18 protein-coding genes are annotated in these 21886 nt (G+C 73.9%); 5 read left to right on the top strand and 13 right to left on the bottom strand.

The genetic code is table 11. The annotated features are described in order from the left end of the window. Window positions 1-17 precede the first annotated feature (17 nt). Complete coding sequence (lspA, locus tag ACU610_RS04250) at window positions 18-743, bottom strand: signal peptidase II (protein ID WP_446766472.1); 726 nt, start codon at window positions 741-743, stop codon at window positions 18-20. Between the two features lie 108 nt (window positions 744-851). Here lspA and mqo point away from each other — a divergent pair, with 108 nt between their 5' ends. Next, the gene (gene mqo, locus ACU610_RS04245; RefSeq protein ID WP_446766471.1) at window positions 852-2345 is read left to right on the top strand and encodes a malate dehydrogenase (quinone); all 1494 of its coding nucleotides are present in this window, start codon (window positions 852-854) and stop codon (window positions 2343-2345) included. 316 nt (window positions 2346-2661) lie between these two features. On the opposite strand, the gene ACU610_RS04240 is transcribed toward mqo, so the two are convergent. Beyond that, on the bottom strand, window positions 2662-4173 hold the full coding sequence (locus ACU610_RS04240; RefSeq protein WP_446766470.1) for a potassium/proton antiporter: 1512 nt from the start codon (window positions 4171-4173) through the stop codon (window positions 2662-2664). Between the two features lie 118 nt (window positions 4174-4291). Between ACU610_RS04240 and ileS the strand changes: the two genes are divergently transcribed. Beyond that, window positions 4292-7486: an isoleucine--tRNA ligase gene (gene ileS, locus ACU610_RS04235; RefSeq protein ID WP_446766469.1), complete on the top strand. Its 3195-nt coding sequence runs from the start codon at window positions 4292-4294 to the stop codon at window positions 7484-7486. A 101-nt stretch (window positions 7487-7587) separates the two neighbouring features. On the opposite strand, the gene ACU610_RS04230 is transcribed toward ileS, so the two are convergent. Together ACU610_RS04230 and ACU610_RS04225 are read right to left on the bottom strand one after the other, a co-directional pair. After that, entirely contained in the window at window positions 7588-8436 is an 849-nt protein-coding gene (locus ACU610_RS04230) for a hypothetical protein (protein ID WP_446766468.1), read from the bottom strand. A gap of 53 nt (window positions 8437-8489) precedes the next feature. Beyond that, entirely contained in the window at window positions 8490-9599 is a 1110-nt protein-coding gene (locus ACU610_RS04225; RefSeq protein ID WP_446766467.1) for an ABC transporter ATP-binding protein, read from the bottom strand. A gap of 301 nt (window positions 9600-9900) precedes the next feature. Between ACU610_RS04225 and ACU610_RS04220 the strand changes: the two genes are divergently transcribed. The 3 genes from ACU610_RS04220 to ACU610_RS04210 all read left to right on the top strand — a co-directional run bounded on the left by ACU610_RS04220 (window position 9901) and on the right by ACU610_RS04210 (window position 13323). Then, window positions 9901-11274 carry an ABC transporter substrate-binding protein gene (locus tag ACU610_RS04220; protein WP_446766466.1) on the top strand — a complete coding sequence of 458 codons (1374 nt, stop codon included), beginning with the start codon at window positions 9901-9903 and terminating at the stop codon, window positions 11272-11274. 139 nt (window positions 11275-11413) lie between these two features. Further along, entirely contained in the window at window positions 11414-12403 is a 990-nt protein-coding gene (locus ACU610_RS04215; protein ID WP_446766465.1) for a carbohydrate ABC transporter permease, read from the top strand. Next, window positions 12400-13323, top strand: a complete 924-nt coding sequence (locus ACU610_RS04210; protein ID WP_446766464.1) for a carbohydrate ABC transporter permease — start codon at window positions 12400-12402, stop codon at window positions 13321-13323. The genes ACU610_RS04215 and ACU610_RS04210 overlap by 4 nt, the downstream gene beginning before the upstream one ends. 192 nt (window positions 13324-13515) lie before the next feature. Here ACU610_RS04210 and wag31 read toward each other — a convergent pair whose 3' ends face one another. From wag31 to murC, 9 genes are all read right to left on the bottom strand, one after another. Beyond that, window positions 13516-14244 carry a DivIVA-like cell division protein Wag31 gene (gene wag31 / locus ACU610_RS04205; RefSeq protein WP_446766463.1) on the bottom strand — a complete coding sequence of 243 codons (729 nt, stop codon included), beginning with the start codon at window positions 14242-14244 and terminating at the stop codon, window positions 13516-13518. A gap of 103 nt (window positions 14245-14347) precedes the next feature. Further along, complete coding sequence (locus ACU610_RS04200; RefSeq protein ID WP_446766462.1) at window positions 14348-14647, bottom strand: YggT family protein; 300 nt, start codon at window positions 14645-14647, stop codon at window positions 14348-14350. Between the two features lie 55 nt (window positions 14648-14702). Further along, window positions 14703-15536 carry a cell division protein SepF gene (locus tag ACU610_RS04195; RefSeq protein WP_446766461.1) on the bottom strand — a complete coding sequence of 278 codons (834 nt, stop codon included), beginning with the start codon at window positions 15534-15536 and terminating at the stop codon, window positions 14703-14705. A gap of 32 nt (window positions 15537-15568) precedes the next feature. After that, window positions 15569-16273: a YggS family pyridoxal phosphate-dependent enzyme gene (locus tag ACU610_RS04190; RefSeq protein WP_446766460.1), complete on the bottom strand. Its 705-nt coding sequence runs from the start codon at window positions 16271-16273 to the stop codon at window positions 15569-15571. Between the two features lie 216 nt (window positions 16274-16489). Beyond that, on the bottom strand, window positions 16490-17221 hold the full coding sequence (pgeF, locus tag ACU610_RS04185; protein ID WP_446766459.1) for a peptidoglycan editing factor PgeF: 732 nt from the start codon (window positions 17219-17221) through the stop codon (window positions 16490-16492). 63 nt (window positions 17222-17284) lie between these two features. Next, entirely contained in the window at window positions 17285-18562 is a 1278-nt protein-coding gene (ftsZ, locus tag ACU610_RS04180) for a cell division protein FtsZ (protein WP_446766458.1), read from the bottom strand. Window positions 18563-18920: 358 nt separating this feature from the next. Beyond that, window positions 18921-19505 (bottom strand): peroxidase-related enzyme, encoded by a 585-nt coding sequence (locus ACU610_RS04175; protein WP_446766457.1) that lies wholly within the window; start codon window positions 19503-19505, stop codon window positions 18921-18923. A gap of 42 nt (window positions 19506-19547) precedes the next feature. Then, complete coding sequence (locus ACU610_RS04170; protein WP_446766456.1) at window positions 19548-20345, bottom strand: cell division protein FtsQ/DivIB; 798 nt, start codon at window positions 20343-20345, stop codon at window positions 19548-19550. Further along, a complete protein-coding gene (gene murC, locus ACU610_RS04165) occupies window positions 20342-21817 on the bottom strand; it encodes a UDP-N-acetylmuramate--L-alanine ligase (RefSeq protein WP_446766455.1) in 1476 nt (491 codons plus the stop codon). Before murC ends, ACU610_RS04170 begins: the two co-directional genes overlap by 4 nt. Window positions 21818-21886 lie beyond the last annotated feature (69 nt).

Raw genomic sequence — 21886 nt, 5'->3', positions numbered from 1 at the left:
GGCCGGCGTCGAGCGGGTCAGCCGCGCGCGGTGTCGCCGTCTCCGGCGCCCCTGCCGCTGCTGCGGGTGCCGTCGAACTCGATGCCGCGCAGCGCGAGCACGACCCCCAGCACACCCCCGCAGACGATCGCCGAGTCGGCGATGTTGAAGACCGGGTAGACCTCGCCGTCCGGCGCGAACACCGAGATGAAGTCGACGACCCCGCCGCGCAGGAAGCCCGGCTCGCGGAAGACGCGGTCGACGAGGTTGCCCACCGCCCCGCCCAGCACCAGACCCAGCGCGACGGCCCAGCCGGTGGAGAACAGCCGGCGCGCCGTGCGCACGATGACCACCGCCACGGCGACCGCGATGAGCGTGAAGACGACCGTGAAGCCCTCGGCGAAGGAGAACGCGGCACCGGTGTTGCGGGTGTGCGTCAGGTACAGCGCCCCGCCGAGCAGCCGGATGTCGGCTCCGCGCTCGACCGTGGCCACGACGAGCAGCTTGGTGGCCAGGTCCAGGGCCAGCACCGCCAGCGCGAGCAGGAGCAGCAGCCGGGTGCGGGGACGCCGTCCGGGGGTGCCGGTCGCCGCGACGGCGCCGTCCCGGGGGTCGCTCGGATCGGACAGGAGGGCTCCTCGGTCGATGGCCTGGCGGGGGCCGGCGCGGCCGGTGGGCGCCGTCCGGACCGACGATAGCCGCGGCGGTCGAGCGGCCCTGCCGCGCACCGCGCCGAGCCGCAACTCGAACGCGGTGTGATCCATCTCATGACGCGGTGCGACATGATTCACCACGGGGAGTGACACGTTGAGGAGCTAGCTGGTCGATGTTTGGGAGAGCACCCGTTCTCTCCCCGAGCAGGGAAGGCCCCCGTGTCCACCGATCTCGCCCCGGCCACCGACCCCGACGTAGTCCTCGTCGGGGGTGGTGTCATGAGCGCGACCCTCGCGTCGCTGCTCGGCATCGTCGCCCCCGACTGGAGCGTCACCGTCTTCGAGTCCGGGCCGGCGGTCGCGGGTGAGAGCTCCGGCCCCTGGAACAACGCGGGCACCGGACACGCGGCGCTGTGCGAGCTCAACTACACGCCCGCCGGCGCGGACGGCTCGGTCGACGTCACCAAGGCCGTGACGATCAACGAGCAGTTCCAGGTCTCACGGCAGTTCTGGTCGCACCTGGTCCGCTCGGGGCTGACCGGCTCGCCCAAGGACTTCATCACCCCCGTCCCGCACGTCAGCTTCGTGACCGGCGAGGGCGGCCGCGCCTACATGCGCACGCGCCACCGGGCGATGTCCGCACAGCCGGTGTTCGAGGGCCTCGAGTACACCGACGACTCCGGCGTCATGGCCGCGTGGCTGCCGCTGATGATGGCCGGACGTCCCGCCGACCAGGTGGTCGCCGCCACCCGCTCGGCCGCCGGCACCGACGTCGACTTCGGGTCGCTGACCCGGCTGCTGCTGGACGACGCCGAGGAGCGCGGCGTGCACGTGCACGTCAACCAGCGGGTCACCGACGTCGAGCGGCGGGACGACGGCCGCTGGACGGTGACGGTGCGCGACACCGTCAGCAGTGAGGAGCGCACCGTCCGCACCCGGTTCCTGTTCGTCGGGGCGGGTGGTGGCGCGCTGCCGCTGCTGCAGAGGGCGGCCATCCCCGAGATCCGCGGCTTCGGTGGTTTCCCGGTCAGCGGCATGTTCCTGCGCACCCGCTCCCCCGAGCTGGTCGCGGCCCACCAGGCGAAGGCCTACGGCCAGGCCGCCGTCGGCGCACCGCCCATGTCGGTGCCGCACCTCGACCTGCGGCTCATCGATGGCGACCACTCGCTGCTGTTCGGGCCCTACGCCGGCTTCTCGCCGAAGTTCCTCAAGGCCGGTTCGGTGTTCGACCTGCCGCTGAGCGTCAAGCCGAACAACCTGAGCTCGATGCTGGGCGTCGCCCGCACCGAGATGGCGCTGACCCGCTACCTGATCGGCGAACTGCTCCAGTCCCGCAGCGCCCGGCACAAGACGCTCACCTCGTTCGTGCCGCTGGCCGAGCAGCAGGACTGGGAGATGATCACCGCCGGCCAGCGGGTGCAGGTCATCAAGCGCGACCCGGCGACCGGCCGCGGCGTCCTGCAGTTCGGCACCGAGCTCGTCGTCGGGGGCGAGGGGACGATCGCCGGTCTGCTCGGCGCCTCCCCCGGTGCCTCGACCGCCGTCTCGGCGATGCTCACCGTGCTGGAGCGCTGCTTCCCCGACCGGATCGCCGGCTGGCGCCCGAAGCTGCAGGAGGCCATCCCCTCCTACGGTCGCCGCCTCAACGAGGACCCGGCCCTGCTGGCCGAGGTCCGCGCCGAGACGATGCAGACCCTCGAGCTCAACGGCTGAGTCCATCGTCGGCCTACCGGCCGACACCGCGGCCAGGTGCCGTCCCCGGCCGGCGCCGAGCCGCTGCCCGTGCCCCGACCGGGGACCCTCCGGGCCCCACACCCGGTCCACCGCGGCCAGGAGCCGTCCCCGACCGGCGCCGAGCCGCTGCCCGTGCCCCGACCGGGGACCCTCCGGGCCCCACACCCGGTCCACCCCGCCCAGGTGCCGTCCCCGACCACCGCTGAACCGCTCCGCCCCGTCCCGGGATCCCGGAGTGGCCCCCTGCAGGGTCCCGCCGCGAGCCTCCGAGTGGCGGGAAGCAGGGGGTCCTCCTTCAGTCCGCCTCCGAGGCGGCGCCGCTCTCGCCGCGCCAGCTGGCCAGCCGGCCGGCCCGGCTGACCGCGCGCAGCCGCCGCTCGGCCTCCGCTCGCGACCTCCGCGTGGACACCAGCAGCGCCTGGTCGCCGCGCATGAGCCGGGTCGTCGGACCCGGCACGAACGACCGGCCGTCGCGCACGATGAGCACCACGGCCGCGTCCTCCGGCAGTCGCAGCTCCGGCAGGTAGACGCCGTGCAGCCGCGAGCCCTCCGGCACGGTCAGCTGCATCAGCTCCGCGTCCAGCTCCTCCAGCGGTGCCGCTTCGACCTGCACGTCGCGCGGCGTGACGGGGGTGGCGATCCGCAGGCGCCGCGCGAGCCACGGCAGCGACCAGCCCTGGACGACCGTGAAGACGACGACCAGCACGAAGACCGTGTCGAAGACGGTCCGCGCCCCCGGGACCTGCATGGTCAGCGGGATGATGGCCGCGACGATCGGCACCGCCCCGCGCAGGCCGGCCCAGGAGATGAACACCTGCTGCGCCCACGGGAACCGGAACCACGCCAGGCTCGCCACCACCGACAGCGGCCGGGCGAGCAGCAGCAGCGCACCCCCCACCACGAGCGCCGGCCCCACGCCGTCGACCAGCCGGCCCGGTGACACGAGGAGACCCAGCAGGACGAACAGGCCGATCTGCGCCAGCGAGGCCATGCCCTCGGCGAACCCGATGCTCGCCGCCCGGTGCGGCAGCGCGGCGTTGCCCAGCACCAGTCCGCAGAGGTAGACCGCGACGAAGCCGGACGTGTGCGCCAGCGACGCCGACGAGTACGCGAGCACGCAGAGCGCCAGCGTCGCGAGGGGGTAGAAGCCGGCCACGGGGAGTGCCACCCGGCGCAGCAGCGCGGCGCCCCCGAAGCCGATCCCGACCCCGATGACGGTCCCCCCGGCGAGCTCGGCGGCCACCTCCAGGCCGACCAGCCACCACGGCAGCGTCGACGCCCCGGTGAGCGACTCGGCCAGCACGGTCACCAGCAGGATGACCGGCGCGTCGTTCAGGCCGCTCTCGGCCTCCAGGGAGGCGGCCATCCGCCGCGGGAGGGGCAGCCGCCGCAGGGTCGCGAAGACGGCGGCGGCGTCGGTGGAGCTGATGACCGCGGCCAGCAGGAGGGCGAAGCCCCAGGCGTAGCCGAGGACCCAGACGCCGACGGCCGCGGTCACCACCACGCTGACCGCCACGCCGACCGTGGACAGCGCGACCCCGGGTCCGATCGCCCGACGGACGTCGGCCCACCGCGTCGTGAGACCGCCCTCCGCCAGGATGACGACGAGGGCGGCGTACGCCAGCGTGTGCGTGAGGCGGTAGTCCTCGAACTGGACGCCGAGGCCGCTCTCCCCGATGGCCACCCCGAGCGCCAGGTAGAGCAGCAGGCTGGGCAGTCCCAGCCGGTCCGCCAGGCGGAGCGCGACGGCGGCCACGAGGACGACGACCGCCCCCGCGGCGAGCGCGACGGTGACCGTCGAGTTCACCGCGTGCCCCTGTCCACCTCCGCAGTCTCCCGTACGTCGAGGCCAGCGCCGCCCCGCGACCCGGCGGCCCGGACGGCGGCCTCGGGAACCGGGTCGCGCGGGGTGGGAGAATCGCGGCGTGAGCTCACCCGGCCCCTTCCGCGCGCTGCCCCCTCAGGTCGACCTGCCCGCCCTGGAGCAGGAGATCCTGGGTCGCTGGGAGGCCGACAAGGTCTTCGCCCGCACGCTGGAGGCCACCGCGGGCCGCCCGCAGTGGAACTTCTACGAGGGCCCGCCCACCGCCAACGGCCGCCCGGGGACCCACCACATCGAGGCGCGGGCGTTTAAGGACGTCTTCCCCCGCTTCAAGACCATGCAGGGCTGGCACGTCCCCCGCCGTGCCGGCTGGGACTGCCACGGCCTGCCGGTGGAGATCGCCGTCGAGCAGGAGCTCGGCTTCGCCGGCAAGCCCGACATCGAGCGCTACGGCATCGCCGAGTTCAACGCCCGCTGCCGGGAGTCGGTGGAGCGGCACGTCGCGGACTTCTCCGACCTGACGCGCCGGATGGGCTACTGGGTCGACATGTCCACCGCCTACTGGACGATGGACCCGACCTACATCGAGAGCGTCTGGTGGTCGCTCAAGCAGGTGCACGCCAAGGGCCTGCTCGTCGAGGACCACCGGGTCGCGCCGTACTGCCCGCGCTGCGGCACCGGCCTCTCTGACCACGAGGTGGCCCAGGGCTACGAGTCGATCACCGACCCGTCGGTGTACGTGCGGCTGCCGGTCACCAGCGGCGAGTGGGCCGGGAAGGCCGACCTGCTCATCTGGACGACGACGCCGTGGACGCTGCCGTCGAACACCGCGGTCGCCGTGCACCCCGACGTCACCTACGTCGTCGCGCGAAGCACCGGGGACCCGGCCCACCCCGCCACCCTCGTGGTCGCCGAACCGCTGCTGGAGGCCGTCTTCGGCGACACCGACGACGTCGAGGTGCTGGCCCGCACCACGGGGCGGGACTGGGAGCGGGTGCACTACCAGCGGCCGTTCGAGCTGGTCGACTTCCCCGAGGGCCCCGACGGTCGGCCGGTCGACGCGCACTTCGTCGTCCTGGCCGACTACGTGACCACCGACGACGGCACCGGGCTGGTGCACCAGTCCCCCGCGTTCGGCGCCGACGACCTCGCCGTCGGCCGGTCCTACGGCCTGCCGGTGGTCAACCCGATCGACGCGACCGGGCACTTCCTGCCCGACGTCCCCCTGGTGGGCGGGCACTTCTTCAAGGCCGCCGACCCCGCGCTGGTCGAGGACCTGCAGGCCCGGGGTGTGCTCTGGCGCGAGCAGCGCTACGAGCACAGCTACCCGCACTGCTGGCGCTGCCACACGCCGCTCATGTACTACGCGCAGCCGTCCTGGTACATCCGCACCAGCGCGGTCAAGGACCAGCTGCTCGCCGAGAACGAGAAGACGCACTGGCACCCCGAGCACATCCAGTGGGGGCGCTACGGCGACTGGCTGCGCAACAACATCGACTGGGCGCTCTCCCGCGACCGGTACTGGGGGACGCCGCTGCCGGTCTGGCGCAACGACGCCGACCCGGGCCGCATGGTCGTCGTGGGGTCGTTGGCCGAGCTGTCGGAGCTGACCGGCCGCGACCTGTCCGACCTGGACCCGCACCGGCCGTTCATCGACGAGGTGACCTTCACGCTGCCCGGCGAGGAGGGCACCTACCGCCGGGTGCCCCAGGTCATCGACGCCTGGTACGACTCCGGCTCGATGCCCTTCGCCCAGTGGGGCGCGCCGTACCGCAACCAGGCCGAGTTCGAGGCCGCCTACCCGGCGCAGTTCATCTGCGAGGCGATCGACCAGACCCGCGGCTGGTTCTACTCGCTGATGGCCGTCGGCACGCTGGTGTTCGGCGAGAACTCGTACGAGAACGTGCTGTGCCTGGGCCACATCCTGGCCGAGGACGGCCGGAAGATGAGCAAGCACCTGGGCAACATCCTCGAGCCCATCCCGCTGATGGACCGGCACGGCGCCGACGCCGTCCGCTGGTTCATGCTGGCCGGCGGTTCGCCGTGGTCGGCCCGCCGGATCGGGCACGAGACGCTGTCCGAGGTGGTCCGCAAGGTGCTCCTCACCTACTGGAACACCGCCAGCTTCTTCACCCTGTACGCCGACACGAACGGCTGGGACCCGACCTCGAGCCCCGCACCGGCGCGGGCCGAGCGGCCGCTGCTGGACCGGTGGGCGCTGGCCACCCTGGCGGAGGTCACCGAGGGCGTCACCGCCGCGCTCGAGGACTTCGACACCCAGGGCGCCGGGCGGCTGATCGCGCAGTTCGTCGACGACCTGTCCAACTGGTACGTGCGCCGCTCGCGGCGGCGGTTCTGGGACGGCGACCCCGCGGCGCTGGCCACGCTGCACGAGGTGCTCGACGTGCTGACCCGGCTGATGGCGCCGTTCACGCCCTTCGTCACCGAGGAGGTGTGGTCCCGCGCCGTCGTCCCTGGTGTGGCCGACGCGGTCGACAGCGTGCACCTGGCCGCCTGGCCGGCCGTCGACGAGGACGCCCGGGACCCGCAGCTGGTCGAGCAGGTGGCGCTGGTGCGCCGGCTGGTCGAGCTCGGCCGCTCGGCGCGCACGTCGGCCAAGGTGCGCACCCGCCAGCCGCTGGCCCGCGCGGTCGTGGCCGCGCCGGGCTGGGCGGAGCTCCCGCGTGACCTGGTCGCCGAGGTCGCCGACGAGCTCAACGTGGCCGAGCTGATGGACCTCTCCGCCGTCGGCGGCGACCTGGTCGACGTGAGCGTGAAGGTCGACTTCCGTGCGGTCGGTCGTCGGCTGGGCAAGCAGGTGCAGGCGGTGGCGAAGGCGGTCGCCGCCGCCGACGCGCCGGCCCTGGTGGCCGCCTACCGCGCCGGGACGGCGTCGGTCGAGGTCGACGGCGCCACCGTGCCCCTGGAGGACGGCGACCTGGTCGTCACCGAGACGCCGCGCGAGGGGTGGACCGTGGCCAGCGGCGGCGGGCTGACCGTCGCGCTGGACCTGGAGCTGACCCCGGAGCTGGAGCGGGCCGGTCTGGTCCGCGAGGCCGTGCGGCTGGTGCAGGAGGCCCGCAAGAACGGCGGGCTGGCCGTCAGCGACCGCATCGAGCTCTGGTGGACCGCTGGCGACTCCTCCGCCGACCCCATGGGCCAGGCCCTGACCGAGCACGGTGCGCAGGTGGCCGACGAGGTGCTCGCCGTCCGCGTGCACGCGCAGCAGCCCGGGGACGGCGAGGGGGTCGAGGGCCCGGCCGGCTCGCGGTTCTGGATCGCCCGCGCCACCGACTGAGGACGGACCCCGTCCTCCCCACCCTCCGCAGGCTCGGGGCGGTGCCCGGGACGGGGCCGCTCCCGGTTCCCGCGGTCCGGGAACGCCCTGGCCGGGCCGGCTCAGTCCCCGCGGGACGCTTGCCGGCGGGAGCGCTCGGTCTCGGCCAGGTGCCGCACCGGGCGGCAGGTGGCGCACGGGGTGAAGCCGCCGGTGCGTGCCTCGACCACGGGTAGGCCGACGCCCACCCGGCCCCGGAGGAACGGGCAGCCGCGCAGGTGGTAGCGCGGGTGCTCGTCGACGACCAGCACCTCGTCGTCGAGGTCCATCACGAGGAGCAGGTCGGTGACCTCGACGTCCTCCTCGCCGGGCTCTCCCGTCGCCGGGTCCGCGAGGGCCTCCCGCGGCTCGTGGGCACCGCGGCGCGCCGGCGCGCCGTCGGCGAGGTGGCCGTTGCCGGTCGGCGCAGCCGCCGGGAAGGCGGACGCGGGCTCGGCCGGCGACTCCACGGCGGGTTGCCCGTCGCGGGGTGGCTGCGGCAGTCCGGCGGCGTGCTGGTCCGGGCGCCGCGGCTCCGCGGGGGGCACCGGGGGGCCCGGCTCAGGGAGCGGCTCGGCCTCGGTTCCCCGGACCGCCGTCGCCCCGGCCGGCCGGCGCGGGGGCTCCGGCGTCCGCTCCACCGGCTCGCGAGCCGGGGCCTGCTCCTCGGCCGGCACCGCCGGTCGCCCGGCCGCCTGGCGCGCGTCGGGCGTCCAGGTGCGGGCCGCGTCCGCCCGCGCGGAGGTCTCCGACGCGCGGTGGTCGACGTCGCCGGCCTCGCGCGCCGGGCGCAGCCGGGCTCCGACCAGCAGGACGGCGGCGAGCCCGCACGCCGCCACGCAGCCCCAGTAGAGCGCCGTCGTCCCGGTGACGATGCCGCCGACGAACAGGCCCAGGCCCAGGAGGACCAGCAGACCCGCGCCCAGGACCACCGCAGGCTCCCTAGGCGCCGGGGGTCCGCGCCGGGTGGCGGTGGGACCGCGGGTCAGTCGTCGGCATGCGAGACCCGTACCCCGGTCTGGGCCGAGAAGACGTGCGCCTCCCCCGGGCGGATGGCCACGTGCACGACCTCGCCCTTGGCCGGGGGTCGGCGGGCGTCCGCCCGGAGCACCAGCGGACCGGTCGGCGCAGGGGCGGCCCCGTCCTGCAGGCGGCCGTAGGCGAAGGCGTCCGAGCCGAGCTCCTCCACCACCTGGACCTCGACGGGGATCCCCCGTCCGGGCGCCACGAACTCGACGGCCTCGGGCCGGAAACCGACGGTGGCCGTGCGGCTGCTCTCCGCGGCGAGGGCGGCGAGGACGGACCGGGGCAGCGGCAGCGGGTGCCCGCCGAGCACCGCGCCGCCCTCGGTCAGCGGCACCGGGACCAGGTTCATGGCCGGGGAGCCGATGAAGCCGGCGACGAACTCGTTGGCGGGCCGGTCGTAGAGGGCGCGCGGGCTGTCGACCTGCTGCAGGACGCCCTCCTTGAGCACCGCCACCCGGTCGCCCATGGTCATGGCCTCGACCTGGTCGTGGGTCACGTAGACCGTCGTCGTCCCGAGGCGGCGCTGCAGGGCGGCGATCTCGGTCCGGGTCTGCACCCGCAGCTTGGCGTCGAGGTTGGACAGCGGCTCGTCCATGAGGAACACCTGCGGCTGGCGCACGATCGCCCGGCCCATCGCGACGCGCTGGCGCTGCCCGCCGGACAGGGCCTTGGGCTTGCGGTCCAGGTACTGCTCCAGGTCGAGCAGCCGGGCCGCCTCGCGCACCCGGGCCAGGCGCTCCTCCTTGCCCATGCCGGCGATCTTGAGCGCGAAGCCCATGTTGTCGGCCACCGTCATGTGCGGGTAGAGCGCGTAGTTCTGGAACACCATCGCGATGTCCCGTTCCTTGGGCGGCAGCCGGGTCACGTCCCGGTCACCGATGCGGATCGACCCGTCGGTGACCTCCTCCAGGCCGGCCAGCATCCGCAGTGAGGTGGACTTGCCACAGCCCGACGGGCCCACGAGGACGAGGAACTCACCGTCCGCGATCGACAGGTCCAGCGCGTCGACCGACGGTCGGGTGGCGCCCGGGTGGACGAGCGTCGCCCGGTCGTACGTGATGGCGGCCATGTGATCCTTCCTGCGCCGGTGCAGAGCGCGCCCACTGTGACACGCGACCGGTCGGGCAACCAGCGACCGGATGGGTCGGCACGCGCCCGGGTGCCCAACCGTGACCCGCCCGTGACCTGCGGGAACGCGCGACGCTGGCGTGACGATCTCGTGTCGAAACCGTTACAGAACGGCTCGGTCTGGGTGCGCGACTCGACGTTATGGTCCCCGGGCGAACGTGACGGTCCGCACGGTGCCGTCGACGCAGAGCTACGCAGCGCGGCGGGGACGCCGCGAGGAGTCCGGAGGAAGACAGATGAACATGCGCGCGAGAGGCCGGCGCTCGACGGCTCTGGCCGGCGGCCTGGGTGTCGCGCTGGTGCTCGCCGGCTGCGGGGCCAGCGAGACCAGCAGCGGCGGCGGAGGTGGCACCGCGGAGGCCTCCGACCAGACCATCGACTGCGCCCCGTACGAGGCGTTCGGCGACCTCGAGGGCGAGACGGTCAGCGTCTACACCTCGATCGTCGACCCCGAGGACCAGCCGCACATCGACTCCTACGTGCCCTTCGAGGAGTGCACGGGCATCGACGTGCAGTACGAGGGCTCGCGGGAGTTCGAGGCGCAGCTGGTGGTGCGTGTCCAGAGCGGCAACGCGCCCGACATCGCCTTCATCCCGCAGCCGGGTCTGCTGGCCACCCTGGTCGGCGCCGGGGCCGTCGTCCCCGCGCCCCAGCAGGTCGAGGCCAACGTCGACGAGTTCTTCGACGAGACCTGGAAGGCCTACGGCACCGTCGACGGCGAGTTCTACGCCGCTCCGCTGGGCGCCAACGCCAAGTCCTTCGTCTGGTACTCGCCGTCGGCGTTCGAGGAGGCCGGCTACGAGGTCCCGCAGACCTGGGACGAGATGATCGCGCTGTCCGACCAGATCGCCGCCTCGGGCGCCAAGCCCTGGTGCGCCGGCATCAACTCCGGTGACGCGACCGGCTGGCCGGCCACCGACTGGCTCGAGGACGTCGTCCTGCGCTCGGCCGGCCCCGAGGTCTACGACCAGTGGGTCAACCACGAGATCCCCTTCGACGACCCGCGGATCGTCGAGGCGCTCGACACCGTCGGCGGCATCCTGAAGAACCCCGACTACGTCAACGGCGGCCTCGGCGAGGTGCAGTCCATCGCCTCCACCGAGTTCGGTGACGCCGGTCTGCCCATCCTCGACGGCAGCTGCTGGATGCACCGGCAGGCGTCCTTCTACCAGGCGAACTGGCCCGAGGGCACCGAGGTCGCCGAGGACGGCGACGTCTTCGCCTTCCCGCTGCCCGCCATCGGGAGCGACGGAGCCGCTCCGGTCCTCGGCGGTGGCGAGTTCACCGCCGCGTTCAACGACCGGCCGGCGACCCAGGCGCTGCAGACCTACCTCTCCTCGGCGGACTGGGCCAACGTCAAGGCCAAGGTCTCCGGTCCCGGCTGGGTCAGCGCCAACACCGGTCTCGACGTCGAGAACCTGACCTCGCCGGTCGACCGGCTCTCCGCCGAGCTGTTCCAGGACCCCGAGGCGGTGTTCCGCTTCGACGGCTCGGACCTCATGCCCGGTGAGATCGGCGCCGGCACGCTGTGGACCGAGCTGACCAACTGGATCGCCAACGACAAGCCGACCCAGCAGGTCCTGACCGACGTCGAGAACGCCTGGCCGGCGTCCTGACCCCCGTGGTCCGGGCAGCCGCCGGCTGACCGCGACCGCACTTCGCCCACCCACGGAGGCCGGGGGGCCACGGCTCCGCTGTCCAGCACAGCGCTGCTGAGGCCCCCCGGCGTCCCGCATTCGGAGGAGGTCCGCTGCGGTGCAGTGGTTCCTGGACGCGAGCACCACCGGGCACAAGGTCGCCCTGATGGTGGTCGCCATCCTGCTGTTCGCCGCCGTGATGGGGGCGCTCCTGTTCGCGGTCGACCGGCCCAGGCGGGTGCCCAACTGGGTGGTCGCGGCCGGTTTCCTCGGGCCCACGGTCCTGCTGCTCCTGGTGGGCCTGGTCTACCCCGCCCTGGCGACGGTCCGCGGGTCCTTCTACGACCGGGACGGCTCGCAGTTCGTCGGCCTGGACAACTACGTCACGGTCTTCACCGAGGACAACTTCCAGACCGTCCTGGTCAACACCGCCCTGTGGGTGGTCCTGGTCCCGGTGGTGACCACCGGCCTCGGGCTGGTCTACGCCTACCTGGTCGACCGCACCCGGTTCGAGTCGCTGGCCAAGGCGCTGGTGTTCCTGCCCATGGCGATCTCCATGGTCGGCGCCTCGGTCATCTGGAAGTTCGTCTACGAGTACCGCCCGGACCAGCCGGGCGTGCGCCAGATCGGCCTGCTCAACCAGCTGCTGGTCCTCGTCGGGCTGGAACCGCAGCAGTTCCTGCTCGACGCGCCGTCCAACACCTTCTACCTGATCGTCGTGATGATCTGGATCCAGGCCGGCTTCGCGATGACGGTCCTGTCGGCGGCCATCAAGGCCATCCCGGACGACGTCGTCGAGGCCGCCCGGCTCGACGGCGTCAGCGGGCTGCAGATGTTCCGCTACGTCACCGTGCCCAGCATCCGCCCGGCCCTCGTCGTCGTCCTCACGACCGTCGCGATCACCACGCTCAAGGTCTTCGACGTGGTCCGGACGATGACCGGCGGTCAGTTCGGCACGAGCGTCGTGGCCAACGAGTTCTACGTGCAGGCCTTCCGCCAGTTCAACTTCGGGCTCGGCGCGGCCCTCGCGGTGCTGCTGTTCGTCCTCGTCATCCCCATCGTCGTCTACAACGTCCGCCAGCTGCGCCTGGCCGAGGAGATCCGATGACCACGACGACCCCCGTCATCGCGCCGGCCCCCCCGGAGGAGCACAGGCTCACCCGCGCCGAGCGCCGGGCCGTGGCCGCCAAGACCAAGCTCAGCTCGTCCGCCGCGTCGGCCATCGCGCTGTTGATCGCCGCACTGTGGACGGTGCCGACCCTGGGCCTGTTCGTCACCTCCTTCCGGCCGGAGCTCGACATCCGCCGCTCCGGCTGGTGGACGGCGTTGTCCGATCCGCGGTTCACGGTCGACAACTACAACGAGGTGCTCTACGGCGGCGGCACGAACTTCGCGACGCTGTTCGTCAACTCGCTGGTCATCACGCTGCCGGCGGTGGTCATCCCGATCACCCTGGCACTGCTGGCGGCCTACGCGTTCGCCTGGATCGACTTCCCCGGGCGCGGCATCCTCTTCGTCGCCGTCTTCGCGCTGCAGGTCGTGCCGATCCAGGTCACGCTCATCCCCCTGCTGAGCATCTACGTCGACACCGGCCTCGCCGGGTCCTTCTGGACGATCTGGTTGTCGCACTCGATCTTCGCCCTGCCGCTGGCGGTCTTCCTCCTGCACAACTTCATGAAGGAGATCCCCGCCTCGCTGGTGGAGGCGGCGCGCATGGACGGCGCCGGCCACGTGAAGATCTTCTTCCAGGTCCTGCTGCCGCTGTTGACCCCGGCGATCGCCGCGTTCGGCGTCTTCCAGTTCCTGTGGGTGTGGAACGACCTGCTCGTCGCGCTCACCTTCGCCGGCGGCGCGCCGGACGTCGTCCCGCTGACCGTGCGGGTGGCGGAGCTCGCGGGCACCCGTGGCTCGGACTGGTACCTGCTGGCCGCGGGCGCCTTCGTGTCCATCGTGTTGCCGCTGGCGGTGTTCCTGGGCCTGCAGCGCTACTTCGTCCGCGGCCTGCTGGCCGGCAGCGTCAAGGGCTGAAGGCCCCCTGCCCCCGAGGAGGACCCCGCCCTCCCCGTCCTCCGCAGGCTCAGGCCGGGGCCCGGGACGGGGCCGATCGGCTCGCGGCGGGACCCTGCAGGGACCGCGGGACCGGGCCGGTGGAACCTGGGAGGGGGCCGACGCGAGAGGGCCCCCGGGTGATCCACCCGGGGGCCCTCTCGCGTGTGCTCGCTAGGCGCCGGCGTGGCTGGTCTGCCGACTGTTGGACGCCGGCTCCGCCGACCCGCGGCTGTCGAGGTCGCGCAGGTGCGACTCGAGGTAGGAGCGCAGCCGGGTGCGGTACTCGCGCTCGAAGGTGCGCAGCTCCTCGATCTTGCGCTCCAGGGTGCTGCGCTTCTCCTCCAGCGACCCCATGACCTCGTTGTGCCGGCGTTCGGCGTCCGCATCGAGCGCGGCGGCCTTGGCGCGGGCCTCGCGCTCCATCGTGTCGGCGCGGGTACGGGCGTCGTTGACCATCGAGTCGGCGCGCATCTTGGCCTCGCTGACCATCTGCTCGCTCTTGGCCCGGGCATCGCTGACCATGCGCTCGCTGTTGGTCTTGGCCGCGACCACCATCTGGTCGGCCTGGGCCTTGGCCTCGTTGACGTACTTGTCGGCGGTCTCGGTGGCCAGGGCCAGCATGCGCGACGCGCGGGCGCTGTCGTCCTCGCGGATCGGTGCCGGCGGGGGCGGCGGAGCGGCGGCGGGCGCCGGGGCCGGCGGCTCGGGCGCCTCGACGGCGCGCGGGGTGCGTCCGGTCGCGGAGCCCGCGCGCAGCTCGTTGTTCTCCTCGATCAGCCGCGCCAGCTCGGCCTCCACGACGTCGAGGAAGGCGTCCACCTCGTCCTCGTCGTAGCCCCGCTTGCCGATGGGGGGCTTCTTGAAGACGACGTTGTGCACGTCGGCAGGCGTGAGTGGCATCGACTTCACCTCGGGTCGGACAACGGGGACAGGGACGACGTCGGACGAGCGGCGGACAGCTCCGACCGGCCTCCGGGGCCACTGCCCCGGTCAGGGGCAGCGGTCACGCGGCGGCGAGCGCGAGGCTGTCCACGATGCCACGCAGGATGTACACGGCGATCAGGAGAACCATAAACGCGAGGTCCAGGCGGATCGACCCCAGGTTGAGTGGCGGGATCACCTTCCGGATCGCCTTCAGCGGCGGGTCGGTGGTCGCGTAGACGACCTCGAGGCCTGCTGCCACCAGCCCGGACGGGCGCCAGCTGCGCGCGAGCACCATCACCCAGTCGACGACGAACCGTGCGAAGAGCAGCACCAGGAAGACGAGCAGGACCGACGAGACGATGTTCCAGAAGAGAGCCACGGTCCTCGCTCGTCCAAGGGCACCCGGGGGTGCCGGTCCGTTCCTGCCACCGACCTCAGGACTCGGCGGCGAAACCACCCTCGCGGATCCGCGCCTTGTCCTCGGCCGTCACGTCGACGTCCCGCGGGCTGAGCAGGAACACCTTGTTCGTGACGCGCTCGATGCTACCGCGCAGCCCGAACGACAGACCCGCAGCGAAGTCGACGAGCCGCTTGGCGTCGGCGTCGTCCATCTCGGTGAGGTTCATGATGACCGGCTTGCCGTCGCGGAAGCTCTCGCCGATCTGCCGGGCCTCGTTGTAGGTGCGCGGGTGCAGCGTGGTGATCCGGTAGGGCTGCGGCGCCGGGGCGGGGGCCGGTTCGGGCGTGGCGGCGACCGGCTCGCGGACGGCGAGCCCGGCGGCACCCACGGGGCCGGACACCGCGGTCGCCGGGCCGGGGACCGATCCGGCACCCGCGCCGGCCAGCCCACCGGCGCGGGAGGCGGTGGCGCCGCCCGGGCTGGGCGCCAGACCCAGGTTGCGGTTGGCCGCGGGGCGCCGCGGCAGCGCGAGGGGTTCGGGGTCCGGTGTCTGCGGCAGGTCGGCGTCGAGGTCGGTGAAGTGGCGGTCGTCGGCCCGGAAGTCGCCGTCGCGGTAGTCGGCTTCGTAGCGGTCCCCGACGTCGTAGCGGTCGTCGTAACCGTTGTCGGCGGCGTAGCCGTCCTCGGACACGTACCGGGAGTACCGGCGGTCCTCGAGGCGGTCGTAGTGGTCGGCGTCCCCCTGGCGGGCGTCGTACCGGCCGTAGGCCCGGGCGTCGTCGTCCTCCACGAGCCCGAGGTAGATGCCCATCTTCCGCATCGCTCCGGCCATCAGCCCTGCCCTTCTCCCGTGCGCGCGCGTGGCCACCCGGGCTCCTGGGACCCGTGTGACTGGTGTGACTAGTCCTGCGGGGAGGCTAGAGGCCGCGTCCCGAACAGCGCGGTTCCGACACGCAGGAGGGTGCTGCCCGCCGCGACCGCCTCCTCGAGGTCCGCGGTCATCCCGGCGGAGAGGTCGCGCGCCTCCGGGTGGTCGGCCCGGACCCGCTCGGCGAGGGCGGCCAGCCGCGCGAAGGCCGGGCCCGGCGCGGCACCGCGCGGGGCGACCGCCATGAGCCCGCGCAGGACGACGCCCTCCTCGTCGGCGACGGCGTCGGCCAGCGCGGGGACGTCGGCCGGGTCGGCCCCGCCGCGGGCGGCCAGCTCTCCCTCGGGCCCGCCGAGGTCGACCTGGACGAAGACCTCGACCGGCCGGCCGGTCTCCACCCCCACCCGAGCGAGGGTGCGGACCAGCGGGAGGCGGTCGACGGAGTGGACGACGGCGCCCAGGCGGGCGACCGCCGCGGCCTTGTTGCGCTGCAGCTGCCCGACCATGTGCCAGCGCAGCGGCAGGTCGGTGAGCTCGGCGGCCTTGCCGGTGAGCTCCTGGGCGCGGTTCTCCCCGAAGTCGGCCTGGCCGAGGGCGGCGAGCTCCCGGACGGCGGCCGCGGGCCACGTCTTGCTCACCGCCACCAGCCCCACGTCGGCGGGGTCCCGGCCCGCGGCGCGCGCCGCGGTGGCGATGCGGTCGCGGACGGCCTGCAGGCGGTCGGCCGGGGTGCTCACGGCGACGATCATCCCGCTGGCCGTGGCCCCCCTGCAGTGCAAGGACCCCGTCCCCCCGCCCTCCGCGCGCTCAGTGGAAGGACCCTCCTGCCCCCCGCCACTCGCCGGCTCGCGGCGGGACCCTGCAGGAGGGCCGCCGGGACGGGGCCGCGGGGCCAGGTCAGCCCGTCCCGCGGCTCACGCGAGCGCCGGCGAGGGGTGGGGGCGGGAGGGTCCTCACTCGATCCAGACGACGCCGGCCTGGCGGCCGGTGGCGCCGTCGCGGCGGTGGGAGAAGAGGAAGCGGTCCTCGACGGTGCACCGGGGGTCGTGCACGACCTGCCCGACGCCCGCACCGCGCAGCACCTCGGCCAGCCCGGCCCGCAGGTCCAGCCCCGGCGTCCCCCGGCGGGTGCGGACCGCGGCGGCGGGCGCCACGCGGGCCACCTCGACCTGCATCGCCCGCGGCACCTCGTAGCAGGCGCCGCAGACGGCCGGGCCGAGCAGCGCGGTGACGTCGCCCGGGCGGCTGCCCAGCTCCGCCATGGCGGCCAGCGTGGCGGGGACGACGCCGGCACGCACGCCCTCGCGGCCGGCGTGCACCGCGGCCACGACGCCCGCGGCGGTGTCGGCGAGCAGGACCGGGACGCAATCGGCGACCAGTACGCACAGCAGCAGTCCCGGCGTGCGGGTGACGACGGCGTCGGTGCCCTCCAGCGGGCTCTCGACCGGACCGTCCACGACGGCGACCCGCGTGCCGTGCACCTGGTCCATCCACACCAGTCGGTCGGCGGGGACGCCGAGCTCGCGGGCCAGCCGCTCGCGGTTGGCGGCGACGGCGACGGGGTCGTCACCGACGTGCGCGCCGAGGTTGAAGGTGTCGTACGGAGGAACCGACCGGCCGCCCCGCCGGTCGGTGACGACCCGTCGGGGTCGCACCGCCTGCGGAGCGGCCGGAGCGGAGCTCACGGTGCGGCCCCCGTGCAGGGGCCCGCCACGAGCTCGCGAGTGGTGGGGGGCACGGGGGTCCTCCTACTGACGGAGGAACTCCGGGATGTCGAGCTCCTCCTCGAAGTCCTCGTTGGACAGCGGACGCCGGGCCGCGGCGTTCGAGGTCGAGCCCGGGACGGGCGGCAGCGGCGGCACGGTGATCCCGCCCCCGGCGGCCGGACGGCCGGGCATCTGCGACGTCGACGGCGGGTTGGACTGCGCCTGGTGCGGTTGCGCAGAGCCGACCAGCCGCTCCCCCGTCGGGACGCCGGCGACCGGCTGCGGCTGCACCACCGGCATCCGGGGAGTGGTCGGCGGGGCCACCGGGGCGGCCGGCACGGAGGCGATCCCGGCGTCCTTGCGGCCCTGCGGCTTGCCGCCGTCGAAGCCGGCGGCGATGACGGTGACCCGCACCTCGTCGCCGAGGGCGTCGTCGATCACCGCACCGAAGATGATGTTGGCGTCGGCGTGCGCGGCGTCGGAGACCAGCGAGGCGGCCTCGTTGATCTCGAACAGGCCGAGGTCCGAACCACCGGAGATGGACAGCAGCACGCCGTGGGCGCCCTCCATCGAGGCCTCCAGCAGCGGGCTGGCGATCGCCTGCTCGGCGGCCAGCAGCGCCCGGTTGTCCCCGCGGGCGCTGCCGATGCCCATGAGGGCCGACCCGGCGCCGGACATGACCGACTTGACGTCGGCGAAGTCGAGGTTGATCAGACCCGGCGTGGTGATCAGGTCGGTGATGCCCTGGACACCGGAGAGCAGCACCTGGTCGGCGGTCCGGAAGGCGTCCATGACGCTGACGTTCCGGTCACCGAGCTGCAGCAGCCGGTCGTTGGGGATGACGATGAGCGTGTCGCACTCGTTGCGCAGCTCCTCGATGCCCGACTCGGCCTGCACGGCCCGCCGCTTGCCCTCGAAGGAGAACGGGCGGGTGACCACGCCGATGGTCAGCGCGCCGAGCTTGCGGGCGATCGAGGCGACGACCGGCGCGCCGCCGGTGCCGGTGCCGCCGCCCTCGCCGGCGGTCACGAAGACCATGTCGGCGCCCTTGAGCACCTCCTCGATCTCCTCGCGGTGGTCCTCGGCGGCCTGCCGGCCGACGTCGGGCTGCGCGCCCGCGCCGAGCCCGCGGGTGAGCTCACGGCCGACGTCGAGCTTGACGTCGGCGTCGCTCATCAGCAGCGCCTGCGCGTCGGTGTTGATGGCGATGAACTCGACCCCCTTGAGGCCGACCTCGATCATCCGGTTCACCGCGTTCACGCCGCCGCCGCCGATGCCGACGACCTTGATGACCGCGAGGTAGTTGTGCGGAGGTGTCATGTGGGGCTCCCGACCTCGACCCTCATCCTCAAGTAAAGCCTTATAGTTATGTCAACTGGGTCGACGCGCACGAAGTTAGGTGGGCGTTCACGGGCGCTACAAGCACCCTCCTGGGCCCGGCGTGTCGAACACGCGTTTCCCCACGGATCTCGGACAACGCACTGGTCACACCTGCACCACCGTGGGTGACGACCCGCGCGCCGAACGTCTCACGTACGGGTCGAGGGCCGTGACATGACCGGCAGCGGGAACCAGCGAAGTGATCTGCCGTGTCGGGCGTGTCGTGTTGCCGCGCGTGTCGTCGTCCGCTCGCGCCGGACACGCCGCGACACCGGATGACGACCCAGCGCAGTCCCCGCTACTGCCGGGGGACGCGTCCCATGAGGAAGAACTCCTCGTTCGGTGGGATCGCCGCCCAGTGCGCCAGCCGGTTGGACAGCGCGAACAACGACACGATCGCCCCGACGTCCCACACGTCGTCCTCGGTGAGGCCGTGGCCGCGCAGCCGGTCGAGGTCGGCGGCGGTGACCGTCGCGGGGTCCACCGCGAGGCGGACGGCGACCTCGAGCACCGCGTGCAGCCGCTCCGACACCGGCGCCTTGCGCCAGTCGACGGCGACCTGGTCGGCGAGGTACGGGTCGCGGGCGCGGATCCGCGCGATCGCCCCGTGGGCGACCACGCAGTACAGGCAGCCGTTGGCCGCGCTGGTGGCGACCACGATCAGCTCCCGGTCGGCCGTGGACAGCGCCGGCGTGTCCTTGTCCATGAGCGCGTCGTGCAGCGCGAAGAAGGCCGCCGCCTCGGCCGGGCGCCAGGCCAGGGCGGCGAAGACGTTGGGCAGGAAGCCCGAGCGCTCCTCGACGTCGGCGTAGCGCTCGCGCAGCTGCTCGGGGAACTCGTCGTGCGGAGGAACGGGGAAGCGGCTGACCGGCCCGGTGCTCACCGGGCCACCCTCCCCCGCCGGCCGGGCCGGGGCCAGCCCGACCTAGCGGAGGACGATCGCCGTGGGCGTGCTGACGTCGATGGTGCCGGCCGGCTCGAGCGTGCCGGCCCGCAGCTGCCCGAGCAGCGCGACGAGCGCGTCGGCCTTGTCGCGGGCCCGCTCGTCGCTCCCCCAGAGCACGGTGGTGCCGTCCTCGAGGCTGAGCGTCACGTCCTCGGCGCTGCTCGCCCGCGCCTCGGCCAGATCGACGCGGACGTCCTGCGGCAGCGCGACCAGGGCCGACAGCGCCGCGCGGGTGGCGCGGTCCTCGGGGCCGGGGTCGGCGACGTCGAGCGGCACCACGCCGACAGGCGGATCGCCGGTGACCGTGTCGAAGAGGACGCCGTCGGCGTCGAGCAGCGTGCGCGTCCCGGACTGCTCCACCACCGCGACCGGCACCCGCTCGACCACGGTGACGACGATGCTGCGCGGCCAGCCGCGGGTCACCTCGACGTCAGCCACCTGCGGCAGGCGGGCGACCCGGGCCTCGGCGGCGTCGACGTCGACGTGCAGCAGGGGCGTCCCCTCGTCGATGCCTGCGACGTCGACGACCTCGGCGGCGGTCAGCGTGCCGGCGCCGTCCACCCGCACGGCGGAGACGGCCAGCACGGGGCTCCCCCACAGCAGCCAGGCCAGCAGGCCGAGTACCGCGACGAGCACGCCGCCGCGGACGAGCAGCCGGCGGCGGCGGGCGGCCGGGGGGCGCCGCCGCGGGCGGCGGCGCGGACGCGCCTCGGCGCCGGCCCGGGAGGACCCCCCGCCCCGCGCGCGGTCGCTGGTGGTCGTCCCCGAGCGGCTCACCGCGCGGGACCCCCCGGATCGCCGTCCTCCGGCGCTGGACCGTCGGGGTGGGTGGGGCGTGAGCGCAGCGCCTCGAGCACCTCCGGGCCGACCATCGAGACGTTGCCCGCCCCCATGGTGATCACCAGGTCGCCGGGCCGTGCCCGCTCGGCCAGGGCCGGGGCCGCCGCCGACCAGGACGGCTCGAAGCGCACCTGCCCGGCCGGCAGCGTCACGGCGTCGGCCACCATCGCGCCGGTGACGCCGGGGACCGGGTCCTCGCGGGCACCGTAGACGTCCATGACCACGACCTCGTCGGCCAGGCCGAGCGCCGCGCCGAACGCGGCGGCGAACTCCCGGGTGCGGCTGTACAGGTGCGGCTGGAAGGCGACGACCACCCGGCCGGTGCCGGCGACCGCCCGCGCGGCGCGCAGCTGCGCCTCCACCTCGGTCGGGTGGTGGGCGTAGTCGTCGTAGACCCGCACCCCGCGGACGGTGCCCTTGAGCTCGAAGCGGCGGTGCACCCCGCCGAAGCGGCCGAGACCGGTGATCAACTGCTCCGCGGGCAGACCCAGCTCCAGACCGGCCAGCAGCGCGGCGGCGCTGTTGCGGGCCATGTGCTCCCCGGGCACCTGGATCGACACCCGGCCGAGCACCCGGCCGTCCAGCACCGCGGTCCAGGCGGTGGTCTCCGGGCCCACCTCGATGTCCACCAGCCGCAGGTCGCTGTCCTCGGCCGTGCCGTACATGCGCACGCGGGCCGGGGTGGGCACGGCGCGCAGCCGCGCCGCGCCCGGGTCGTCGGCGCACAGCACCAGGAAGCCCGCGGGGTCCAGCGTCTGCAGGAACCGGTCGAAGGCGGCCTCGACCGCGGCCAGGTCGCCGTAGTTGTCCAGGTGGTCGGCCTCGACGTTGGTGACGATCGCGCCGTGGGGGGCCAGCAGCAGGAAGGAGCGGTCGCTCTCGTCGGCCTCGGCGACGAAGACGTCGCCCTTCCCGGCGTGCGCGTTGCTGCCCGACTCGTTGAGGTCGCCGCCGATGGCGAACGACGGGTCCACGCCGCAGGCCTGCACCGCGACGGTGAGCATCGAGGTGGTCGACGTCTTCCCGTGCGTGCCCGCCACCGCGACGCTGCGCTTGCCGGCCATCACCGCGGCCAGCGCCACCGCGCGGGGCAGCACCCGCAGGCCCCGCTCACGGGCCGCGGCCAGCTCGGGGTTGTCGTCGCGGATCGCGGTGGAGACGACGACGGTGTCGGCGTCGCCGAGGTTCGCCGGGTCGTGGCCGAGCTCCACGCGGGCGCCGAGTGCCCGCAGCGCCAGCAGCGTCGGGGTGTCGCGGCGGTCGCTGCCGGAGACCCGGACGCCGCGGGCCAGGAGGATGCGGGCGATGCCGCTCATCCCGGCCCCGCCGATGCCGATGAAGTGCACCGCGCCGAGCTCCTCGAGGCTCGGCACGGGGTCGGTCCACGCGGCCACCGCAGCGGCGCTCACTCGTCCTCCTCGCTGGCGCTCGTCGGTCGCGTTCGCGCCCGCGCTGCTGTGTCCCCGGGTGAGCTCGCC

It is taken from the genome of Geodermatophilus sp. URMC 61, assembly GCF_052931555.1.
The sequence above is the reverse complement of the archived record's forward strand: the minus strand, read 5'-3'. Positions and strand labels throughout refer to the sequence as shown.

Coding starts and splice junctions, on each gene's coding strand:
- lspA (WP_446766472.1), bottom strand. CDS start 743: ATGGATCACACCGCGTTCGAGTTGCGGCTCGGCGCGGTGCGCGGCAGG.
- ACU610_RS04225 (WP_446766467.1), bottom strand. CDS start 9,599: ATGGCCGCCATCACGTACGACCGGGCGACGCTCGTCCACCCGGGCGCC.
- ACU610_RS04220 (WP_446766466.1), top strand. CDS start 9,901: ATGCGCGCGAGAGGCCGGCGCTCGACGGCTCTGGCCGGCGGCCTGGGT.
- ACU610_RS04210 (WP_446766464.1), top strand. CDS start 12,400: ATGACCACGACGACCCCCGTCATCGCGCCGGCCCCCCCGGAGGAGCAC.
- wag31 (WP_446766463.1), bottom strand. CDS start 14,244: ATGCCACTCACGCCTGCCGACGTGCACAACGTCGTCTTCAAGAAGCCC.
- ftsZ (WP_446766458.1), bottom strand. CDS start 18,562: ATGACACCTCCGCACAACTACCTCGCGGTCATCAAGGTCGTCGGCATC.